This is a genomic window from Stackebrandtia nassauensis DSM 44728 (assembly GCF_000024545.1).
Classification (GTDB): domain Bacteria; phylum Actinomycetota; class Actinomycetes; order Mycobacteriales; family Micromonosporaceae; genus Stackebrandtia; species Stackebrandtia nassauensis.
In genome coordinates this window covers 4,734,638-4,752,649 of record NC_013947.1, presented here as the reverse complement: position 1 = coordinate 4,752,649, position 18,012 = coordinate 4,734,638, and the positions used below count along the sequence as shown (strand labels likewise).

At 64.4% G+C, this 18,012-nt stretch carries 11 protein-coding genes and 3 rRNA genes; 9 read left to right on the top strand and 5 right to left on the bottom strand.

The annotated features are described in order from the left end of the window. Nucleotides 1–12: 12 nt before the first annotated feature. Entirely contained in the window at nt 13–1,005 is a 993-nt protein-coding gene (gene tatC, locus SNAS_RS21975; RefSeq protein WP_013019668.1) for a twin-arginine translocase subunit TatC, read from the top strand. Between the two features lie 69 nt (nt 1,006–1,074). Here the strand turns inward: tatC and SNAS_RS21970 are convergent, their stop codons facing one another. The 3 genes from SNAS_RS21970 to SNAS_RS21960 form a co-directional block, all read right to left on the bottom strand. Continuing rightward, nucleotides 1,075–1,542 carry an Hsp20/alpha crystallin family protein gene (locus SNAS_RS21970; RefSeq protein ID WP_013019667.1) on the bottom strand — a complete coding sequence of 156 codons (468 nt, stop codon included), beginning with the start codon at nt 1,540–1,542 and terminating at the stop codon, nt 1,075–1,077. Between the two features lie 176 nt (nt 1,543–1,718). After that, nucleotides 1,719–2,984, bottom strand: a complete 1,266-nt coding sequence (locus tag SNAS_RS21965) for a DUF1906 domain-containing protein (protein ID WP_013019666.1) — start codon at nt 2,982–2,984, stop codon at nt 1,719–1,721. A gap of 139 nt (nt 2,985–3,123) precedes the next feature. Next, nucleotides 3,124–4,311, bottom strand: coding sequence for an RtcB family protein (locus SNAS_RS21960; protein WP_013019665.1), 1,188 nt, complete (start codon nt 4,309–4,311; stop codon nt 3,124–3,126). Nucleotides 4,312–4,481: 170 nt separating this feature from the next. Here SNAS_RS21960 and SNAS_RS21955 point away from each other — a divergent pair, with 170 nt between their 5' ends. The 6 genes from SNAS_RS21955 (at nt 4,482) to rrf (ending at nt 14,064) form a co-directional block, all read left to right on the top strand. Next, entirely contained in the window at nt 4,482–6,335 is a 1,854-nt protein-coding gene (locus SNAS_RS21955) for an RNB domain-containing ribonuclease (protein ID WP_013019664.1), read from the top strand. Next, nucleotides 6,332–6,982, top strand: coding sequence for a DNA-3-methyladenine glycosylase (locus SNAS_RS21950; protein ID WP_013019663.1), 651 nt, complete (start codon nt 6,332–6,334; stop codon nt 6,980–6,982). Before SNAS_RS21955 ends, SNAS_RS21950 begins: the two co-directional genes overlap by 4 nt. After that, nucleotides 6,979–8,229 (top strand): tyrosine--tRNA ligase, encoded by a 1,251-nt coding sequence (gene tyrS / locus SNAS_RS21945; protein WP_013019662.1) that lies wholly within the window; start codon nt 6,979–6,981, stop codon nt 8,227–8,229. The genes SNAS_RS21950 and tyrS overlap by 4 nt, the downstream gene beginning before the upstream one ends. A gap of 512 nt (nt 8,230–8,741) precedes the next feature. Continuing rightward, nucleotides 8,742–10,261, top strand: a 16S ribosomal RNA gene (locus SNAS_RS21940). 355 nt (nt 10,262–10,616) lie between these two features. Then, nucleotides 10,617–13,761, top strand: a 23S ribosomal RNA gene (locus SNAS_RS21935). 185 nt (nt 13,762–13,946) lie between these two features. After that, nucleotides 13,947–14,064: ribosomal RNA gene (gene rrf / locus SNAS_RS21930) — 5S ribosomal RNA — on the top strand. Together the 16S, 23S and 5S rRNA genes form the textbook arrangement of a ribosomal RNA operon. Nucleotides 14,065–14,208: 144 nt before the next feature. Here the strand turns inward: rrf and SNAS_RS36350 are convergent. Further along, entirely contained in the window at nt 14,209–15,462 is a 1,254-nt protein-coding gene (locus SNAS_RS36350; protein WP_013019661.1) for a hypothetical protein, read from the bottom strand. Here SNAS_RS36350 and SNAS_RS36345 point away from each other — a divergent pair. Both SNAS_RS36345 and SNAS_RS21915 read left to right on the top strand, forming a co-directional pair. Further along, on the top strand, nt 15,385–16,578 hold the full coding sequence (locus tag SNAS_RS36345) for a tetratricopeptide repeat protein (protein WP_052305089.1): 1,194 nt from the start codon (nt 15,385–15,387) through the stop codon (nt 16,576–16,578). The genes SNAS_RS36350 and SNAS_RS36345 overlap by 78 nt on opposite strands. Next, a complete protein-coding gene (locus SNAS_RS21915; protein WP_013019659.1) occupies nt 16,575–17,657 on the top strand; it encodes an HAD-IIA family hydrolase in 1,083 nt (360 codons plus the stop codon). The genes SNAS_RS36345 and SNAS_RS21915 overlap by 4 nt, the downstream gene beginning before the upstream one ends. Here SNAS_RS21915 and SNAS_RS21910 read toward each other — a convergent pair. Continuing rightward, the gene (locus tag SNAS_RS21910; RefSeq protein WP_013019658.1) at nt 17,654–17,992 is read right to left on the bottom strand and encodes an SCP2 sterol-binding domain-containing protein; all 339 of its coding nucleotides are present in this window, start codon (nt 17,990–17,992) and stop codon (nt 17,654–17,656) included. The genes SNAS_RS21915 and SNAS_RS21910 overlap by 4 nt on opposite strands. Nucleotides 17,993–18,012: the final 20 nt, after the last annotated feature.

The following is an 18,012-nucleotide window of genomic DNA, read 5'->3' as shown; positions in this document are numbered from 1 at the left end:
GCGGACGTCCCCATGGCCCTCTCACTGCGACGCAACAAGAAGCCTAAGAAGACCAAGTTCCAGGCGGCGGCCGACGGCTCGATGAGCCTGATGGACCACCTCCGGGACTTGCGTTCCCGGCTGTTCAAGGCCTGCCTCGGGCTGGTCGCCGGTGTCCTCGTCGGCATGTACTTCGCCGACATCATCCAGGAGTTCATCAACGCCCCCTACTGCGACTGGGACAAGCAGAACTGGCTCGACAAGGGCCATTCGGCCGCCAGTTACGACGGCTGCAACTTCAACGTCGTCGGTCCGCTCGACAACTTCCTGCTGCGACTGAAGATCGGTCTGTTCGCCGGTATCATCCTGTCGGCGCCGATCTGGCTGTACCACCTGTGGGCATTCATCGCTCCCGGCCTGCACAAGCACGAGCGCAAGTACACGTACTACTTCGCCGCCATGGCCGGGCCGCTGTTCTTCGCGGGCGCGACGCTGGGTTGGTTCGTCATCTCCAAGAGCCTCCAGTTCTTCCTGGCGCTCAGCAACCAGTACAAGCTCACCGTCGACCTGACCGGCTACTTCGACTTCGTCACCAACGTGATGCTGCTGTTCGGTGCCGGTTTCGAGTTCCCGCTGGTCGTGGTGCTGCTCAACGTCATCGGCATCGCCAGCGCCAAACGCCTGCTGGGCTGGTGGCGCATCGCGACGTTCCTGGTGTTCCTGTTCTGCGCGATCGTCACCCCCACCCCCGACCCGTTCGGCATGATCGCGTTGGCCATCCCGATGGTGATGCTGTACTTCGCCGCGGTCGGTTTCGCGTTCATCAACGACCGGCGCCGCAACCGCAAGACCGCCGACTGGGACACCCTCGACCCCGACGAGGCCAGCGTCATCGACGACGGCCCCTCCGACATCGGCGAGGTCGAGTCCGTCGACGACTCCGACGACCTGGTGGACGAGATCGCCGAATCCGACGGCGGCTCCGACAACCGTCCGGTGCGCCGCTACGACGAGGACGCCACCTAAAGACGCGTGAACGAGCGAAGAGGGTGACCCGCCCCAGCGGGTCACCCTCTTCGTGTCGGTGTTACTCGGTTATTCGGTCTCGCCGGACTCCAGGGCCTGTGACTCGGCGGCCCTGGTCACCGCGATCTTCTGCGGCTGCGGTTCCGGCTTGGTGACGTCGGCTACCCGCACGATCAGCTGGCCGTTGTCGACGGTCGCGCTGACCTGCTCGGGGGTGGTGCCCTCCGGGACCCGGTAGGTGCGGGCGAAGCTGCCTTCGAACCTGCCCCTGGCCAGGTAACGGTCGCCCTCGGCCACCTGCGCGCTGGCGCGCGTGCCGGTGATCTTCAGGAACCGGCCTTCCAGCGTGACGTCCACGTCCTCGGGTGCCACACCCGGAACATCGAGGGCGATGACGACGTCATTGCCCTGCGTCGACACGTCGGCGGGCGGGGTGAACACGGGTTCCACCCGGCCGAAGGTCTCGGCGATGAGCCGGTCGAATTCGTTGTTGACCCGCGAGGACAGGAACCACGGTTGGCGGTAACGAACGAGCATCGAAGAATCCTCCTCCAGTTTTCGATGTCTGGCACTCTCCCCACGAGAGTGCTAACGCCCTATATGACAACCAGCCAAGACTCGTTATTTCGACGTGCGACACAGACCACAAATAAAGCCGGACGGCACCCGCTACCGGGTGCCGTCCGGCTTTGAGCCGGGCGGTTGAGTCCTGCTCAGGCGGGCGCCTTGACGTCCATGAAGTTGCGGTCGATGGCGATCGTGACCCCACCGTGGGTCTCGGTGACATCGCCGGAGTACTGGTGAATCCGGCGGCCACCGGTGAAGTAGTCGTTGGAGCAGTACTGCCCCGAATCGGTGTCGGCCTGGTCGTTCCACCACGCGAACCACAGGTGGTCGGGCATCACGTACTGGTCGTTGTTGTAGTTGGCGCACAGGTCGGCGACCCCGGAACCACCCGAGGAGTACATGCCCGACAGCCAGCCGCCCTCACGCAGGCCCTCGGCCCAACCGGACACGAACGCCATCACCGGGTCGGTGCAGCCGTCGTAGGCCTCGATGTCCACGTAGATGGCGCTACCGGCACCGAAGCCCAGCGCCGTGGCCGCCTCGATGGCACCGGCGGCCTCGTCCTTGCCCTGCTGCCGCGCGGTCGCCGGGTCCTCGGAGAACACCTCGGTGTAACGCGGGTTGCACGGCGCCTCGAGACCGTGGTGGATGATGATGAACTGCCAGCCGTTGGCGTTCTGCGCCGCGACCCACTCCGGCGTCAGGTTGGCCTGGCCGCAGGCCCGGTTCACGCCACTGGTGTAGATGCCCACGGCCTTGTACGGCGACGCCGACTTCCACGCGTCCATGGCGCCCTGTCCCGGGGCGGTGCACTGGTCGAACGCCTTGTCGTTCAACGTTCCCGGCGCCACGATCGGGTCGGCCTTCGCCTTCGCGGCTCCGGTGTCGAAGGACGACAGCTTCGCCGCCTTCGCACCCTCGGTCAGCCGCGCCGAGTCGAGCACCTCGCGCACCCGGTCCTCGGTCGTGCCGTTGTGCGCGGCCGACACCAGCACCCCGGCGTCCTCGACGGCCAGCTGAATCCGGTCGTTGACCGACTTCGCCTTGGCCGCACCGGACTCGGCGCTCACCCGAGCGGTGTCACCGGTGGCAACGGCGGCCGACTTCGCGTCCAGCTTCGAGATCACGAGCCCGGCGGTGCGGCCCGCCTCGATGTTGGCCGGACAGTCGGAGTTCTCACCGGGCGTGCCCAGGTACACGGTGGGCTTGTCGAACCGGACGCAGGTGCCGGGTTCGGCGTCCAGATCCACCACCCGCCACGAGTCCGGGACGTCCACCTCGTAGCCGTGGTAGTTGACTGTGCGGGTGCCGTCGTCGGCCAGGGCGGGCAGACTCGCCACCCCGGCCGCCAGCACGGCACCCGTCGCGGTGGCCGCCAGCAGCCACCGGGTGCGTCGTGATCGTTTCCACATGGAAGGTCGCTCCTTGAGCCATTGGGGGTATGTCTCTGAAGCGCACCCTCGCAGACGGGTTCATAGAACGTCCACATTCGGCCGCAGCCCGAACAAACGCCAGGACCGTGGCCGACCTCGGCCACGGTCCTGGCGCGTTCTAGCCCTTCACGCAGATGACCTGCTTGAGCCGTGCGGTCACCTCGACCAGATCCGACTGGGCCGCGATGACCTCGTCGATGTCCTTGTAGGCGCTGGGGATCTCGTCGACCACCCCGGAGTCCTTGCGGCACTCGACGCCCGCGGTCTGCGCGACCAGGTCCTCGGCGGTGAACCGCTTCCGCGCCTGGTTGCGGCTCATCCGACGTCCGGCGCCGTGCGAGGCCGACTCGAAGGCGTCGGCGTTGCCCAGCCCGCGCACGATGAACGACGAGGCGCCCATCGACCCCGGGATGATGCCCATCCGTCCGGCTCCGGCGTGAATGGCGCCCTTGCGGGTCACCAGCACCTCGTGCCCGTCGTGGACCTCCTCGGCCACGTAGTTGTGGTGGCAGGAGATCTCCTCGTCGAAGCTCACCTTCTTGAACTTCTTGCGGACGACCTCGCGCAGCAGCGCCATCATGACGGCCCGGTTGCGGCGCGCGTACTCCTGCGCCCAGAACAGGTCCCGCCGATACGCGTCCATAGTGGGCGTGTCGTTGACGAACACGGCCAGGTCCGGATCCGGCAGGTCGGCGTTGTGCGGCAGCGCCTTGGCCTTCTCGATGTGGAACTCGGCCAGCTTGTTGCCGACGTTGCGCGAACCCGAGTGCAGCATCAGCCACACCTGCCCATCGTCAGACAGGCAAACTTCGATGAAGTGATTCCCGCCGCCGAGCGTCCCCAGCTGCTGCATCGACCGGCCCTTGAGCGACCGCGCCACCGGCTTGGCCAGCTCGTCGAACTCGCCCCAGAACCGGTGCCAGCCCCGGAAACCCGTCTTCAGATGGTCGACGTCCACCGAGCGCTTGTGCATGCCGCGCCCCACCGGAATCGCCTTCTCGATGGCGCCGCGCAGCCGTGACAGGTCCTCGGGCAGGTCCTCGGCCGTCAGCGAGGTCCGCTGCGCCGTCATCCCGCATCCGATGTCGACGCCCACCGCCGCGGGCGAGACCGCCCCGCGCATCGCGATGACCGAACCCACCGTCGCGCCCTTGCCATAGTGGACGTCCGGCATGACCGCCACGCCCGACACCCACGGCAGCGCCGCGACGTTGCGCAGCTGCGCCAGTGCCTGCTCCTCTATCGACGCCGGGTCGGCCCACAGCCGGATCGGTGCGCCGTTACCGTCGAGCTCCTGAAATGACATGACCACCTCTCCTTCCTGTATGGCCATCACGGAAGTCGTGTCGCTGAAGAAGTGTGAGTGACGCATGTGAATTTGGCTAACCAATTTCGTGCCAGTTTCGCCACCACGTCACTTTCCCCACCAGGTGCCATAAAGTCGTAACGCGACGGCCGTACCGAAGGGAGGGACCCATGACCGAGCCCGGTGACCCGGTGACCCACGCTCACCGGGGCATCATGATCGACGCGCCCGACACCGAAGACCGCGACGACGCGATCTGGGTGCGACGTGACGAGGCCGGTTACGACGTCTGGGTCCACATCGCGCCGGTGTCGCTTCAGCTGCCGCCGGGCAGCCCCGGCGACGTCGAGGCCCGCCGCCGCATCCACACCCGATACCTGCCCGACCGCACCATCGGCATGCTGCCCCGCGACGTCGAACGCGCCGCCACCCTCACCCCCGGCCGCGTCCAGCCGACCGTCATGGTCGCGATGCGATTCAGCCCCGGCGGGGAACTGTTCGACACCGGCGTCGGCCACGGCCTGCTGCGCGAGGCCACCGCCATCAGCTACGCGACCGCCTCGGACATCCTCGACGACCCCACCGCCGGATTCCACGAGACGCTCAGCCACGCGCACGCCCTGGCCACCACGCTGCTGCGCCGCCGCCAGAACGCCGGTGCCCTGGCCCTGTACGACCTGTTCAAGGGTTACGCCACCAACGAGGAGGGGCAGCTGGTCCGGTTGGGGGACAACCAACGTCACCCCGGCTACATCATCGTCCAGGAGCTCATGATCGCCGCCAACGCCGCGATCGCCCGCTGGTGCGCCGAACGCGACCTGCCGATCCTGTTCCGCAACCACCGGCAGGCGACGGTGGGCGGCTCCCGGGAGGAACTGGCCGCCGAACTGGCCGCCACCGAAGCCCGCGGCGACGCCGCCGGATACGAGACCCTGCGCGACCGGCTCGGCTTCGTGCAGCGTCCCGCCACCTACGAACCCGCCGTGTTCGGGCACTATGGACTCAACCTGCCCGCGTACGCCCACACCACCAGCCCGCTGCGCCGCTACCCCGACCTGGTCAACCAGCGCATCCTGCTGGCCGCCGTCGACGGCGCTCCCAGCCCCTACGACCACGACAGCCTCGACGAACTCGGCGCCGAACTCAACCAGGGCATCCAGGCCGAACGCGAACGCCGCGCCGAACGCCACAAACAGGCCGCCCGCAAGGTGGTCCGCGACCAGCTCGACGAGGCCGAGTTCACCGCGCTGGAGCCGCAGCAGTTCAGCAAGGTCCTGCACCTGGCCCTCGGCCACGAGACCCCGCCGCCCGCACTGGCCACCGAGGCCGCGCGCCGCTACCGCACCGGAACACTGTCGCTGCGCGACGCCTGCGAGATCGTGTTCCGCGGCCGGGGCGACAGCTGGCAGCCGCTGCGCGACCAGATCAACCACGACCTGGCCGCCGAACCCAACAAGGCCCTCACCGTCGTCAACATGTACGCCCAGGCGGAACTGGGCGGCCCGGTCGGCGACGCCAACCTGATCTGGGACCTGACCGCGGTCGGCTCGGCGCACCGCCCCGCCTTCACCGCCCGGCTGCGGCTCGAACTCGGTCCCACCCGGCACACCTCGCCCCGTCGCACCCAACTGTCCAAAAAAGACTCCAAGGCGCAGGCAGCGCTGGGCCTCATCGCCCAGCTGGCCGGACTCGACGACCTGTCCCACGACATCGACACCCCCGAACCGTCGCCCGCGCGACCCAGCACCCGCGAACCCGTGCCCGCCGACCGCAACCCCGTCATGGCCCTCAACGAATACGCCCAGACCGGCGTCATCACCGAACTGGCCTGGGACTACGACAGCGACGGCCCACCACACCAACCCACCTTCACCTGCACCGTCACCGCCACCGGCGACACCGGCGAACCCTTGAGCGCCACCGGAACAGGCGCCGGAAAACAAGCCGCCAAGACCTCCGCCGCCGCCCGGCTGCGCAAGATCGTCGAATCCGGACTCGACCAGCCGGGTATGCCCGCGTCATGACCCCACGCCAACTGCGCGACCTGCTCCAGGGCCCCGTCGACGAGGCCGCCCCCGGCCTGTTGGGCTGCCACGTCAGCCACGGCGGCGTCACCGTGCGCGTCACCGAGGTCGAGGCGTACTCCGGCGAGGGCCTCGACCCCGCCTCCCACGCCCACAAGGGACCGACCGCGCGCAACGCCAGCCAGTTCGGCCCACCCGGCCACGCCTACGTGTACTTCATCTACGGGATGCACTACTGCCTCAACGTCGTGTGCTACCCCGAAGGCATCGGCGGCGGAGTACTGCTGCGCGCTGGAGCCGTCGTCGACGGCCTCGACACCGCCCGCGACCGCCGCGGCCCGATGCGCGACCACGACCTCGCCCGCGGCCCCGCCCGCCTCACCATGACCCTCGACGTCGACCGCCGCCACGACGGCACCCCGCTGCTCGGCGGCGGCCCCATCGACCTCACCCCCGGCACCCAGCCCGTGGGGGAGATCCGCTCCGGACCCCGCGTCGGAGTCTCCAGCGCCGCCGACGTTCCCTGGCGGTTCTGGATCGCCGACGACCCGTCCGTCAGCCCCTACCGCCGCCACGTCCCCAAGAAGCGCACCGGCAAAAACCGGTCGCGGGCCACCGGGGCGGATACGTCACAATTACCGACGTGAACATTTTCGACGACCTGCAATGGCGGGGCCTCATCCAGGACGCGACCGACTCCGACGCGCTGCGCGCGCACTTCGAAGCGGGTCCGGTGCGGTTCTATGTGGGCTTCGACCCCACCGCCGCCAGTCTGCACGTCGGCCATTTCACCCAGGTGCTGACCGCCCGCAGGCTCCAGCTCGCCGGACACCGGCCACTGCTGCTCGTCGGCGGCGCCACCGGCCAGATCGGCGACCCCAAGGAGAGTGGCGAACGGGTCATGAACTCGCCCGAAGTCGTGGCCGGATACCTGGACCGCATCCGCGAACAGATGCGGCCCTTCGTCACCTACGACGGCGACAACGCCGCCGTCCTGGTCAACAACCTCGACTGGACCGGCAGGATGAACGCGATCGACTTCCTGCGCGACGTCGGCAAACACTTCCCGGTCAACAAGATGCTGGCCCGCGACGTCGTCAAGGCCCGGCTGGAGAGCGGCATCAGCTTCACCGAGTTCGCCTACCAGCTCATCCAGGCCAACGACTACTACAACCTCCACCAGGAGTACGGCTGTAGCGTCCAATTCGGAGGCTCGGACCAGTGGGGCAACATCACCGCCGGGGTCGACTTCATCCGCCGCAAGGGATCCGGACCCGTGCACGCCTTCGTCACCCCGCTGGTGACCAAGGCCGACGGCACCAAGTTCGGCAAGACCGAGGGCGGAGCAGTATGGCTCGACCCCGAACTGACCACGCCCTACGCGTTCTACCAGTTCTGGGTCAACGTCGACGACCGCGACATCGGGACCTACCTGCGCCGCTTCAGTTTCAAGTCCCACGACGAGATCCTGGAGCTCGACAAGGCGACCGCCGAGAAACCCGCCGCGCGGGCCGCGCAACGCGCCCTGGCCGAGGAACTCACCACCCTGCTGCACGGTGAAACCGAATGCGCCCAGGTGATCGCGGCCAGCAAGGCCCTGTTCGGCCGGGGCGAACTGTCGGAACTCGCGCCCTCCACTCTGGAATCCGCCCTGTCGGAGGCCGGACTGGTGACCGCGACCGACGACTCGCCGATCACCGCGCTGTTCAAGGAGACCGGACTCACAGCGAGCACTTCCGAAGCCCGGCGCGCGATCGCCGACGGCGGCGCCTACGTCAACAACGTCCGGATCACCGACGTCGACGCCAAGCTCGCCGACGTCGAACTGCTGCACGGCCGCTTCGCGGTCCTGCGGCGCGGCAAGAAGAACATTGCCGGAGTAACCCGGTCCTGACCTGCGTCAACACCGGGGGTGGCCGCAAACCCCACCCCCGGTTGACAAGGCGGAAACAGGCGTGTAATGTTTACCGGGCCTGAGGGGCACCGGACACGAACCGAGACCGCGAGAGCGGGCTGGTGGGACGGCCCCAGGTAAAACTCCCCGAGATCAGAAGATCAGAGTTTTTTGCGCCCACAACCGCGAACCAAACGCGGAGGGGGTCGCGAAAAGACCAAAATCTGATCTGATAGATTGATCGGGTTGCGCTTCACCGGAAGAAATCGATTGAGATAATTGATTCTCGCTGGTGTGGGTGTGTTTTTTGAGAACTTAACAGGGTGTTTTGTGATGGTCAGTGTGTGGGCCTCGTTAAGCCGCGACCGTGTGGTTGTGGTGTTGAGGTTTGAATCTTTTGTTTGATTCCTTGATCATTTCTTTTGAATATGGTCAGGATGCTTTTACAGCAAGAAGTCAGCCACCCGATGTGCTGTTTCCTCTTTTTGAGGGGATGGTGGGGTGCGAGTTTTTTGTTGGAGAGTTTGATCCTGGCTCAGGACGAACGCTGGCGGCGTGCTTCACACATGCAAGTCGAACGGAAAGGCCCTTTCGGGGGTACTCGAGTGGCGAACGGGTGAGTAACACGTGAGTAATCTGCCTTTGGCTTTGGGATAAGCCTCGGAAACGGGGTCTAATACCGGATACGACATCTTCTCGCATGAGACGGGTGTGGAAAGTTTTTCGGCTGAAGATGGGCTCGCGGTCTATCAGCTTGTTGGTGGGGTAATGGCTCACCAAGGCTTTGACGGGTAGCCGGCCTGAGAGGGCGACCGGCCACACTGGGACTGAGACACGGCCCAGACTCCTACGGGAGGCAGCAGTGGGGAATATTGCGCAATGGGCGAAAGCCTGACGCAGCGACGCCGCGTGAGGGATGACGGCCTTCGGGTTGTAAACCTCTTTCGGTAGGGACGAAGTGAAAATGACGGTACCTGCAGAAGAAGCTCCGGCTAACTACGTGCCAGCAGCCGCGGTAAGACGTAGGGAGCAAGCGTTGTCCGGATTTATTGGGCGTAAAGGGCTCGTAGGCGGCTTGTCACGTCTGTCGTGAAAGATCAGGGCTTAACTCTGGTTTTGCGGTGGATACGGGCAGGCTTGAGGCAAGTAGGGGAGATCGGAATTCCATGTGTAGCGGTGAAATGCGCAGATATGTGGAGGAACACCGGTGGCGAAGGCGGATCTCTGGGCTTGTTCTGACGCTGAGGAGCGAAAGCGTGGGGAGCGAACAGGATTAGATACCCTGGTAGTCCACGCTGTAAACGGTGGGCGCTAGGTGTGGGGTCACATTTGTTGGTTCCGTGCCGTAGCTAACGCATTAAGCGCCCCGCCTGGGGAGTACGGCCGCAAGGCTAAAACTCAAAGGAATTGACGGGGGCCCGCACAAGCGGCGGAGCATGCGGATTAATTCGATGCAACGCGAAGAACCTTACCTGGGTTTGACATCACCCGGAAACACCTGGAGACAGGTGCCTCTTCGGATCGGGTGACAGGTGGTGCATGGCTGTCGTCAGCTCGTGTCGTGAGATGTTGGGTTAAGTCCCGCAACGAGCGCAACCCTTATCCTATGTTGCCAGCGCGTTATGGCGGGGACTCATGGGAGACTGCCGGGGTCAACTCGGAGGAAGGTGGGGATGAGGTCAAGTCATCATGCCCCTTATGTCCAGGGCTTCACGCATGCTACAATGGCCGGTACAGAGGGCTGCGATACCGTGAGGTGGAGCGAATCTCGTAAAGCCGGTCTCAGTTCGGATCCCAGTCTGCAACTCGACTGGGTGAAGTCGGAGTCGCTAGTAATCGCAGATCAGCAACGCTGCGGTGAATACGTTCCCGGGCCTTGTACACACCGCCCGTCACGTCATGAAAGTCGGCAACACCCGAAGCCCGTGGCCTAACCCCTCGTGGGATGGAGCGGTCGAAGGTGGGGCTGGCGATTGGGACGAAGTCGTAACAAGGTAGCCGTACCGGAAGGTGCGGCTGGATCACCTCCTTTCTAAGGAGCACAACCAGCTAGAAACCCTACGGGGTTTCTAAATACACCTGGTAAATGTGCAACACATTGACTTTCCCGCGAACTTTCGTGGATCACAAGACACCCTGTTAGGTCCTGAAAAAACAGACCTCCGGTCAGGAGTTTCCTGGTCCGGGCGCTGAGTTTTCAGTGGCTGGTTGAGTTCTCGCTGGTAGCGAGGAAACAGGCCAGCTGGTGTGTTGTTTGAGATTTGTATAGTGGGTGCGAGCATCTAATCGCACAACCGACATCGCCGGGCCCAAGCCTTTGGTTTGTGTCCTTGTTGGTTGTGTTTGTGTCTTAGTGTTTTGAGCGACCGTTGAGGTTGCTTGTGTTGTGTTAAGTTGTGTAGGGCACATGGTGGATGCCTTGGTACCAGAAGCCGATGAAGGACGTGTGAGGCTGCGTTAAGCCTGGGGGAGTTGTCAACAAAGCTGTGATCCCAGGATGTCCGAATGGGGAAACCCAGCATCATTTATGTGGTGTTACCCGCGCCTGAATGTATAGGGCGTGTGGAGGGAACGCGGGGAAGTGAAACATCTCAGTACCCGTAGGAAGAGAAAACAACCGTGATTGTGTTAGTAGTGGCGAGCGAACGCGCAAGAGGCTAAACCGTGCATCGTGTGATACCCGGCAGGGGTTGCGTGTGCGGGGTTGTGGGACCCACTTTTCTCTATCTGCCGATGGAGAGGGTAGTAAGAAAGTGTCGTGTTAGGTGAATCCGTTGGAAAGCGGAACGGTAAACGGTGATAGTCCGGTAACCGAAAACATGGCACCTGCCTTAGTGGGCACCCGAGTAGCATCAGACTCGTGGAATCTGTTGTGAATCTGCCAGGACCACCTGGTAAGCCTAAATACTTTCTGGTGACCGATAGCGGATTTAGTACCGTGAGGGAATGGTGAAAAGTACCCCGGGAGGGGAGTGAAATAGTACCTGAAACCATGTGCTTGCAATCCGTCAAAGCCTACGCGTGGGTTTACCTGCGGTGGGTGATGGCGTGCCTTTTGAAGAATGAGCCTGCGAGTTAGTGGTGCGTGGCGAGGTTAACCCGTGTGGGGTAGCCGTAGCGAAAGCGAGTCTGAATAGGGCGAATTGAGTCGCGTGTCCTAGACCCGAAGCGAAGTGATCTACCCATGTCCAGGGTGAAGCGGCTGTAAGAGGTCGTGGAGGCCCGAACCCACCAGCGTTGAAAAGCTGGGGGATGAGGTGTGGGTAGGGGTGAAAGGCCAATCAAACTTCGTGATAGCTGGTTCTCCCCGAAATGCATTTAGGTGCAGCGTCGCGTGTTTCTTGCCGGAGGTAGAGCACTGGTTGGCCTAGGGGGCCGACAAGCTTACTGAAGTCAGCCAAACTCCGAATGCCGGTAAGGCTAATAGCGCGGCAGTGAGACTGCGGGGGATAAGCTTCGTAGTCGAAAGGGAAACAGCCCAGATCACCAGCTAAGGCCCCTAAGCGTGTACTGAGTGGAAAAGGATGTGTCATCGCGTAGACAACCAGGAGGTTGGCTTAGAAGCAGCCACCCTTGAAAGAGTGCGTAATAGCTCACTGGTCAAGTGGTTTCGCGCCGACAATGTAGCGGGGCTGAAGTACACCGCCGAAGCTGTGACACTCACACAATAACCCGGCTCGCCATTACGGTGGCGTGTCTAGGTGTGTGGGTGGGTAGGGGAGCGTCCTGTCACCATAGAAGCAGCCGCGGAAGCGAGTTGTGGAGGTGGCGGGAGTGAGAATGCAGGCATGAGTAGCGAAAGCAGGGTGAGAAACCCTGCCGCCGGATGACTAAGGGTTCCAGGGGCAGGCTAATCCGCCCTGGGTAAGTCGGGACCTAAGGCGAGGCCGAAAGGCGTAGTCGATGGACAACGGGTTGATATTCCCGTACCCGCGAAGATACGACCATGATGAATCTTGTGTGTGCTAACCACCCAAACCACCGCGACATTGGCCTTCGGGCCGGTGAGTGTGTGGGGCGGCTGGGACCCCGCCTGGTAGTAGTCAAGCGATGGGGTGACACAGGAGGGTAGCCGGTCCCGGTGACTGGTAGTGCCGGGCCAAGCATGTAGCCCGTGGTATAGGCAAATCCGTACCACACGAGGGTGAGATGTGACGGGTAGCCTGAATGAAGGTGTAAGTCGGTGATCCCATGCTGTCGAGAAAAGCCTCTAGCGATGTATCGAGCGGCCCGTACCCCAAACCGACACAGGTAGTCAGGTAGAGAATACTAAGGCGATCGGGTGAACTGTGGTTAAGGAACTCGGCAAATTGCCCCCGTAACTTCGGAAGAAGGGGGACCACACTCGGTGAATGGATTTACTCCAGGAGCTGGGGGTGGTCGCAGAAACCAGGGGGAAGCGACTGTTTACTAAAAACACAGGTCCATGCGAAGAAGTAATTCGATGTATATGGACTGACGCCTGCCCGGTGCTGGAACGTTAAGAGGACCCGTTAACCCGTAAGGGTGAAGCGGAGAATTTAAGCGCCAGTAAACGGCGGTGGTAACTATAACCATCCTAAGGTAGCGAAATTCCTTGTCGGGTAAGTTCCGACCTGCACGAATGGCGTAACGACTTCCCCACTGTCTCAACCACAGGCCCGGCGAAATTGCAGTACGAGTAAAGATGCTCGTTACGCGCGGCAGGACGGAAAGACCCCGGGACCTTTACTACAGCTTGGTATTGATGCTTTGGACAGTTTGTGTAGGATAGGTGGGAGCCAGTGAACCGTGGACGCTAGTTCATGGGGAGGCGTTGTTGAAATACCACTCTGATTGTTTGGAGTATCTAACCTGCGACCGTTATCCGGTCGAGGGACAGTGCCTGGTGGGTAGTTTAACTGGGGCGGTTGCCTCCCAAAAAGTAACGGAGGCGCCCAAAGGTTTCCTCAGCCTGGTTGGCAATCAGGTGTCGAGTGCAAGTGCACAAGGAAGCTTAACTGTGAGACCGACGGGTCAAGCAGATGCGAAAGCAGGGACTAGTGATCCAGCACCGGCAAGTGGAAGCGGTGTTGCTCAACGGATAAAAGGTACCCCGGGGATAACAGGCTGATCTTCCCCAAGAGTCCATATCGACGGGATGGTTTGGCACCTCGATGTCGGCTCGTCGCATCCTGGGGCCGAAGCAGGTCCCAAGGGTTGGGCTGTTCGCCCATTAAAGCGGCACGCGAGCTGGGTTTAGAACGTCGTGAGACAGTTCGGTCCCTATCCGCCGCGCGCGCAGGAAACTTGAGAAGACCTGTCCCTAGTACGAGAGGACCGGGACGGACGAACCTCTGGTGTGCCAGTTGTACCGCCAGGTGCACGGCTGGTTAGCTACGTTCGGAACGGATAACCGCTGAAAGCATCTAAGCGGGAAACCGACTTCAAGATAAAGTCTCCATCACCTAGCGTGTGAAGGCTCCCAGCCAGACGACTGGGTTGATAGGCCAGAAATGTAAGCACAGCAATGTGTTCAGTTGACTGGTACTAACAAGCCGACCACTTAACAACACTCTCCACGCTGAGACACACACAGACGCGAAGCACCCACTATACGAATCCCAAACAACAAACCTCTAACTCCATAACGGACTCCAAGTAGCCCGGGACATAACCGGCCCACACTCGACCGTGAGCCGGGAACCGCGCAGCCACAACCAGGCAGACGCGACCCAGACTGCTACTTGCAAAGTTGTGCCGGTGGTTTTTTGCAGGAGGGAAACACCCAGTTCCATCCCGAACCTGGTAGTTAAGCCTCCCCGCGCCGATGATACTGCTCTGGACACGGAGCGGGAAACTAGGACACCGCCGGACTTAACGTAAACAGGCGCCGTAGCCTTCGATTTTCCGAAGGTTACGGCGCCTGTCTTTGTTTTTTGAACGTGCGTTACCCTTGACAGGTACTTGGGTAAGACGATTTAGCCAGCGAAGGTCGGCCGAGGCCGACCTTTAGTTGTGTCAACACTGAAATTTCACAGCGGTCCGCCGGAAGTATCTCGTGGCGGCAGGAGAGGATTGAGCGTCATGGCGGAATCGAATTCCGATCGGCCGGAGAGGTCGCGCGACGATTCGCATGGCCGCCGCGAGGACAGCAGGGACAAGGGCGGTTACCGTCGTGACGACCGGGGTGGTCGTGGCGATGATCGCGGTGGGTTCCGCGATAACCGGGATCGTGGGGGTTTCAGGGGTTCCCGGGATCGTGATGACCGCCGTGGTGGTGGCTTCCGTGGGGATCGTGACCGCCAGGGTGGCGGTTTCAAGGGTCGTGACGACCGTGGAGGTTTCCGCGGCGGTGACCGTCGTGATGACCGCCAAGGCGGTGGCTTTAGGGGTCGTGATGACCGTCAGGGTGGCGGGTTCCGGGGTGGTGACCGTGATCGTGGGGGTTTCCGCGGGCGTGATGACCGTCAGGGCGGTGGCTTTAGAGGACGTGACGATCGCCAGGGTGGCGGTTTCAGGGGCCGTGACGACCGCCAGGGCGGTGGCTTCAGGGGACGCGATGACCGTCAAGGCGGCGGCTTCCGCGACAACCGGGACGGCCCGCGCCGTGATGACCGTGGTGACCGTCCGTCGGGTGGTTTCCGTGGTCGCGATGATCGTGGGGGCTTCCGGGGTCGGGATGATCGCCAGGGTGGCGGGTTCCGTGGCCGCGATGACCGTCAAGGTGGTGGCTTTAGAGGCCGCGATGATCGCCAGGGTGGCGGTTTCAGGGGACGTGACGACCGTCAGGGCGGCGGATTCCGTGGACGGGATGACCGCCAGGGCGGCGGCTTCAAGGGCCGAGACGACCGTGGCGGATTCCGCGGGGACCGACGCGACGACCGTGGCCAGGGCGGGTTCCGTGGCCGCGATGACCGTCAGGGTGGCGGCTTTAGAGGACGTGATGACCGTCAAGGCGGTGGGTTCCGTGGGGACCGTGACCGCCAGGGCGGTGGCTTCCGTGGCCGCGACGACCGTGGTGGCTTCAAGGACCGCGATGACCGTCGTGGTGGCGGTTTCCGCGACCGTGATGATCGCCGAGGCGGCGGCTTCCGCGACAGGGACGACAGTCGTGGTGGTGGGTTCCGCGATCGTGATGACCGGGACCGTGGTGGTTTCCGGGAACGTGACGAGCCCGCGCGTGACTTCGAGGACGTGACGACGGATCAGCCGGACACCGGTGTGGAGGCCGTGTCGGCCGACCAGGATCTGCTGGAATCGCCGTCGACGCAACGCGACACGGTCGAGATCGTGGACGACGTCGACGCGGATGCCGACGTGACCGCGAGCGAGTCCGACGGCCGTACCGATGGTGAGGGCGCGGCCGGTTTGGCCGAGCCCGCTGCGGAGCTGCCGACCGGTGAGGTCGCGCACGAGCTGGTGCGTGAGATCGCTGAGCAGGACCGGCCGGTGGACGCGTCGGAGGTCGACCCGGAGGCGGACGAGGAGTCCGGTGACCGGGACGAGGCCGATGAGGATCGGGCCGAGTCGGCGGAGGCGGACCAGGCCGATGGCGAGGACCGTGGCGAGGACCGTGACGAGGACCGTGACGAGGACCGTGACGAGGACCGTGACGAGGACCGTGACGAGGACCGTGACGAGGACCGTGACGAGGAGCGTCGTCCCGACGGGGAGCCCGAGCTTCCCGACGATGTCGACTACTACGACTTGGACCGCGAGACCCGTGCGGGTTTGCGGTCGCTGCCCAAGGGGCTGGCGGAGATGGTCGGGCGGCGGCTGATTGTCGCCGGGCGGCTCATCGACGAGGATCCCGAGGAGGCGTTGGCGCACGCGATGGTGGCGCGGAAGTTGGCGTCGCGGATCGCTGTGGTGCGTGAGGCCACGGGTGTGGCCGCGTATTACGCGGGCGAGTGGCAGACCGCGATCAGCGAGCTGCGGACCGCGCAGCGGTTGACGGGTACCCGAAGCCACGTCGCGGTGATCGCGGACGCGGAGCGGGCGCTCGGCCGTCCGGAACGGGCCGTTGACGCCTACCGCGAGCTCGGGGACGCCGACATCGAGATCGATGTGCGGATCGAGCTGTTGATCGTGGCCGCCGGTGCTCGTGCCGATATGGGGCACGGCGCGGCGGGGCTGGCGATGTTGCAGGTGCCGGAGCTCAACGCCGCCGGGTCGGAGCCGTGGCGGCAGCGGTTGCGGTACGCCTACGCCGACGCGCTGGCCCGGGAGGGCCGGATCGACGACGCCCGGGCCTGGTTCACCAAGGTGCTGGAGCGCGACGAGACCGACCCGCTGGGGGTGGCCGAACGGCTGCTGGAGTTGGACGGTGTGGCGTGGCTGGCCGAACCCGACGAGACCGATGAGGACGTCGTCCGGGAAGAGTCATGACGAAAGGCCCGCGGGGCGGCTCGCTCGACGACGGTCGGTTGTGGGGCGAGTCGCTGCCGCTGAGCCGACGCTACGGTCTGGTGCTGCTGGACCTCGACGGTGTGGTCTACCTGTTGGGTGAACCCATCGACGGGGTGCCGGGGGCGTTGCGGGAGTTGCGGCGGGCCGGGGCGGTTCCGGTGTTCGTGACCAACAACGCTTCCCGCCGGGCCGCGGAGGTCGCGGAGCTGTTGTCGGCCAAGGGCGTCGAGGCGTCGGTGGCCGAGGTGCGCACTTCGGCCCAGGTCGCCGCTGCGCTGTTGGCCGAGCACTGTGAGCCTGGCAGCCGGGTGCTGGTGGTCGGGTCGGAGGCGCTGGCCGAGGAGGTCGCCGAGGCGGGTCTGACGCCGGTGGAGTCCGCGAACGGCCGCAAGGTCGCCGCCGTGGTGCAGGGTTATGGGCGCACGGTGACCTGGCAGCGGCTGGCCGAGGCGGTGGTCGCGGTGCGCGAGGGCGCGTGGTGGCTGGCCTCCAACACCGACAAGACGATGCCGTCGCCGCTGGGGCCGTTGCCGGGCAACGGAACCCTGGTGGCGGCGGTGGGCACCGCCCTGGGGCGGCAGCCGGACGCGGTGGCCGGTAAACCCGCTCCGGCGATGCTGCGGCAGGCCGTGGCCGCCCATCCTGGCCGGGACGCGATCATGGTCGGCGACCGTTGGGACACCGACATCGCTGGTGCCCACGCCGCGGGCCTGCCGGGCCTGCTGGTGTTGAGCGGTTCGATCTCGGCCCCGGAGGTGCTGGAGTTGCCGCCGCAGGGGCGGCCGCAGTTCCTGGCGTGGACGGTGGCCGGGATCAACGAGCCGCACCCGCCGGTGCGCGTCGAGGCGGGCGAGCCGACACGGTTTCGCTGCCGGGACTGGAGTGTCAGCGTCACGGACGGCAAGTCGCGGCTGGCCGGGGACGGCGACGCCCTGGACGCGCTGCGAGCCCTGGCGCAGGCCGCCTGGTGGTCGCGGGATCGCGACGCCGGGGTGGCGGGAACGCCGGTCGCCGACGGGGAGTCGGCGGCCCGGGCACTGGCGCGGCTGGGGTTCTAGAGCATCCCTTTGAGCTTCAACAGGTCCATGATGCTGGCCTTGATCTTGACCCGGCCGGAGGCGAAGGCCTTGCCGAAGTCGAGCTCGTTGTTGATGAGTGCCACCAGGTCGTCGCTGGCGACGGTCATCCGGATCTCGGCGCCGGGGTCGTCGCCTTCGGTGATGCCGCCCAGCCTGCCCTCGTGGAACCGTCCGTGGAAGGCGATGCCGAGGTCGGTGATGTCGCAGGCCAGCCGACGTTCGAAGGTCAGCTTGCGTTTCACCTGGTCGCTGTTGGCCGCGATCTGCGCGGCGAAGGCCTCAAGGGCGTTTCGGCAATCTTCGGCTGTCGCCATCGTGTCGAGCTCCGCATTCG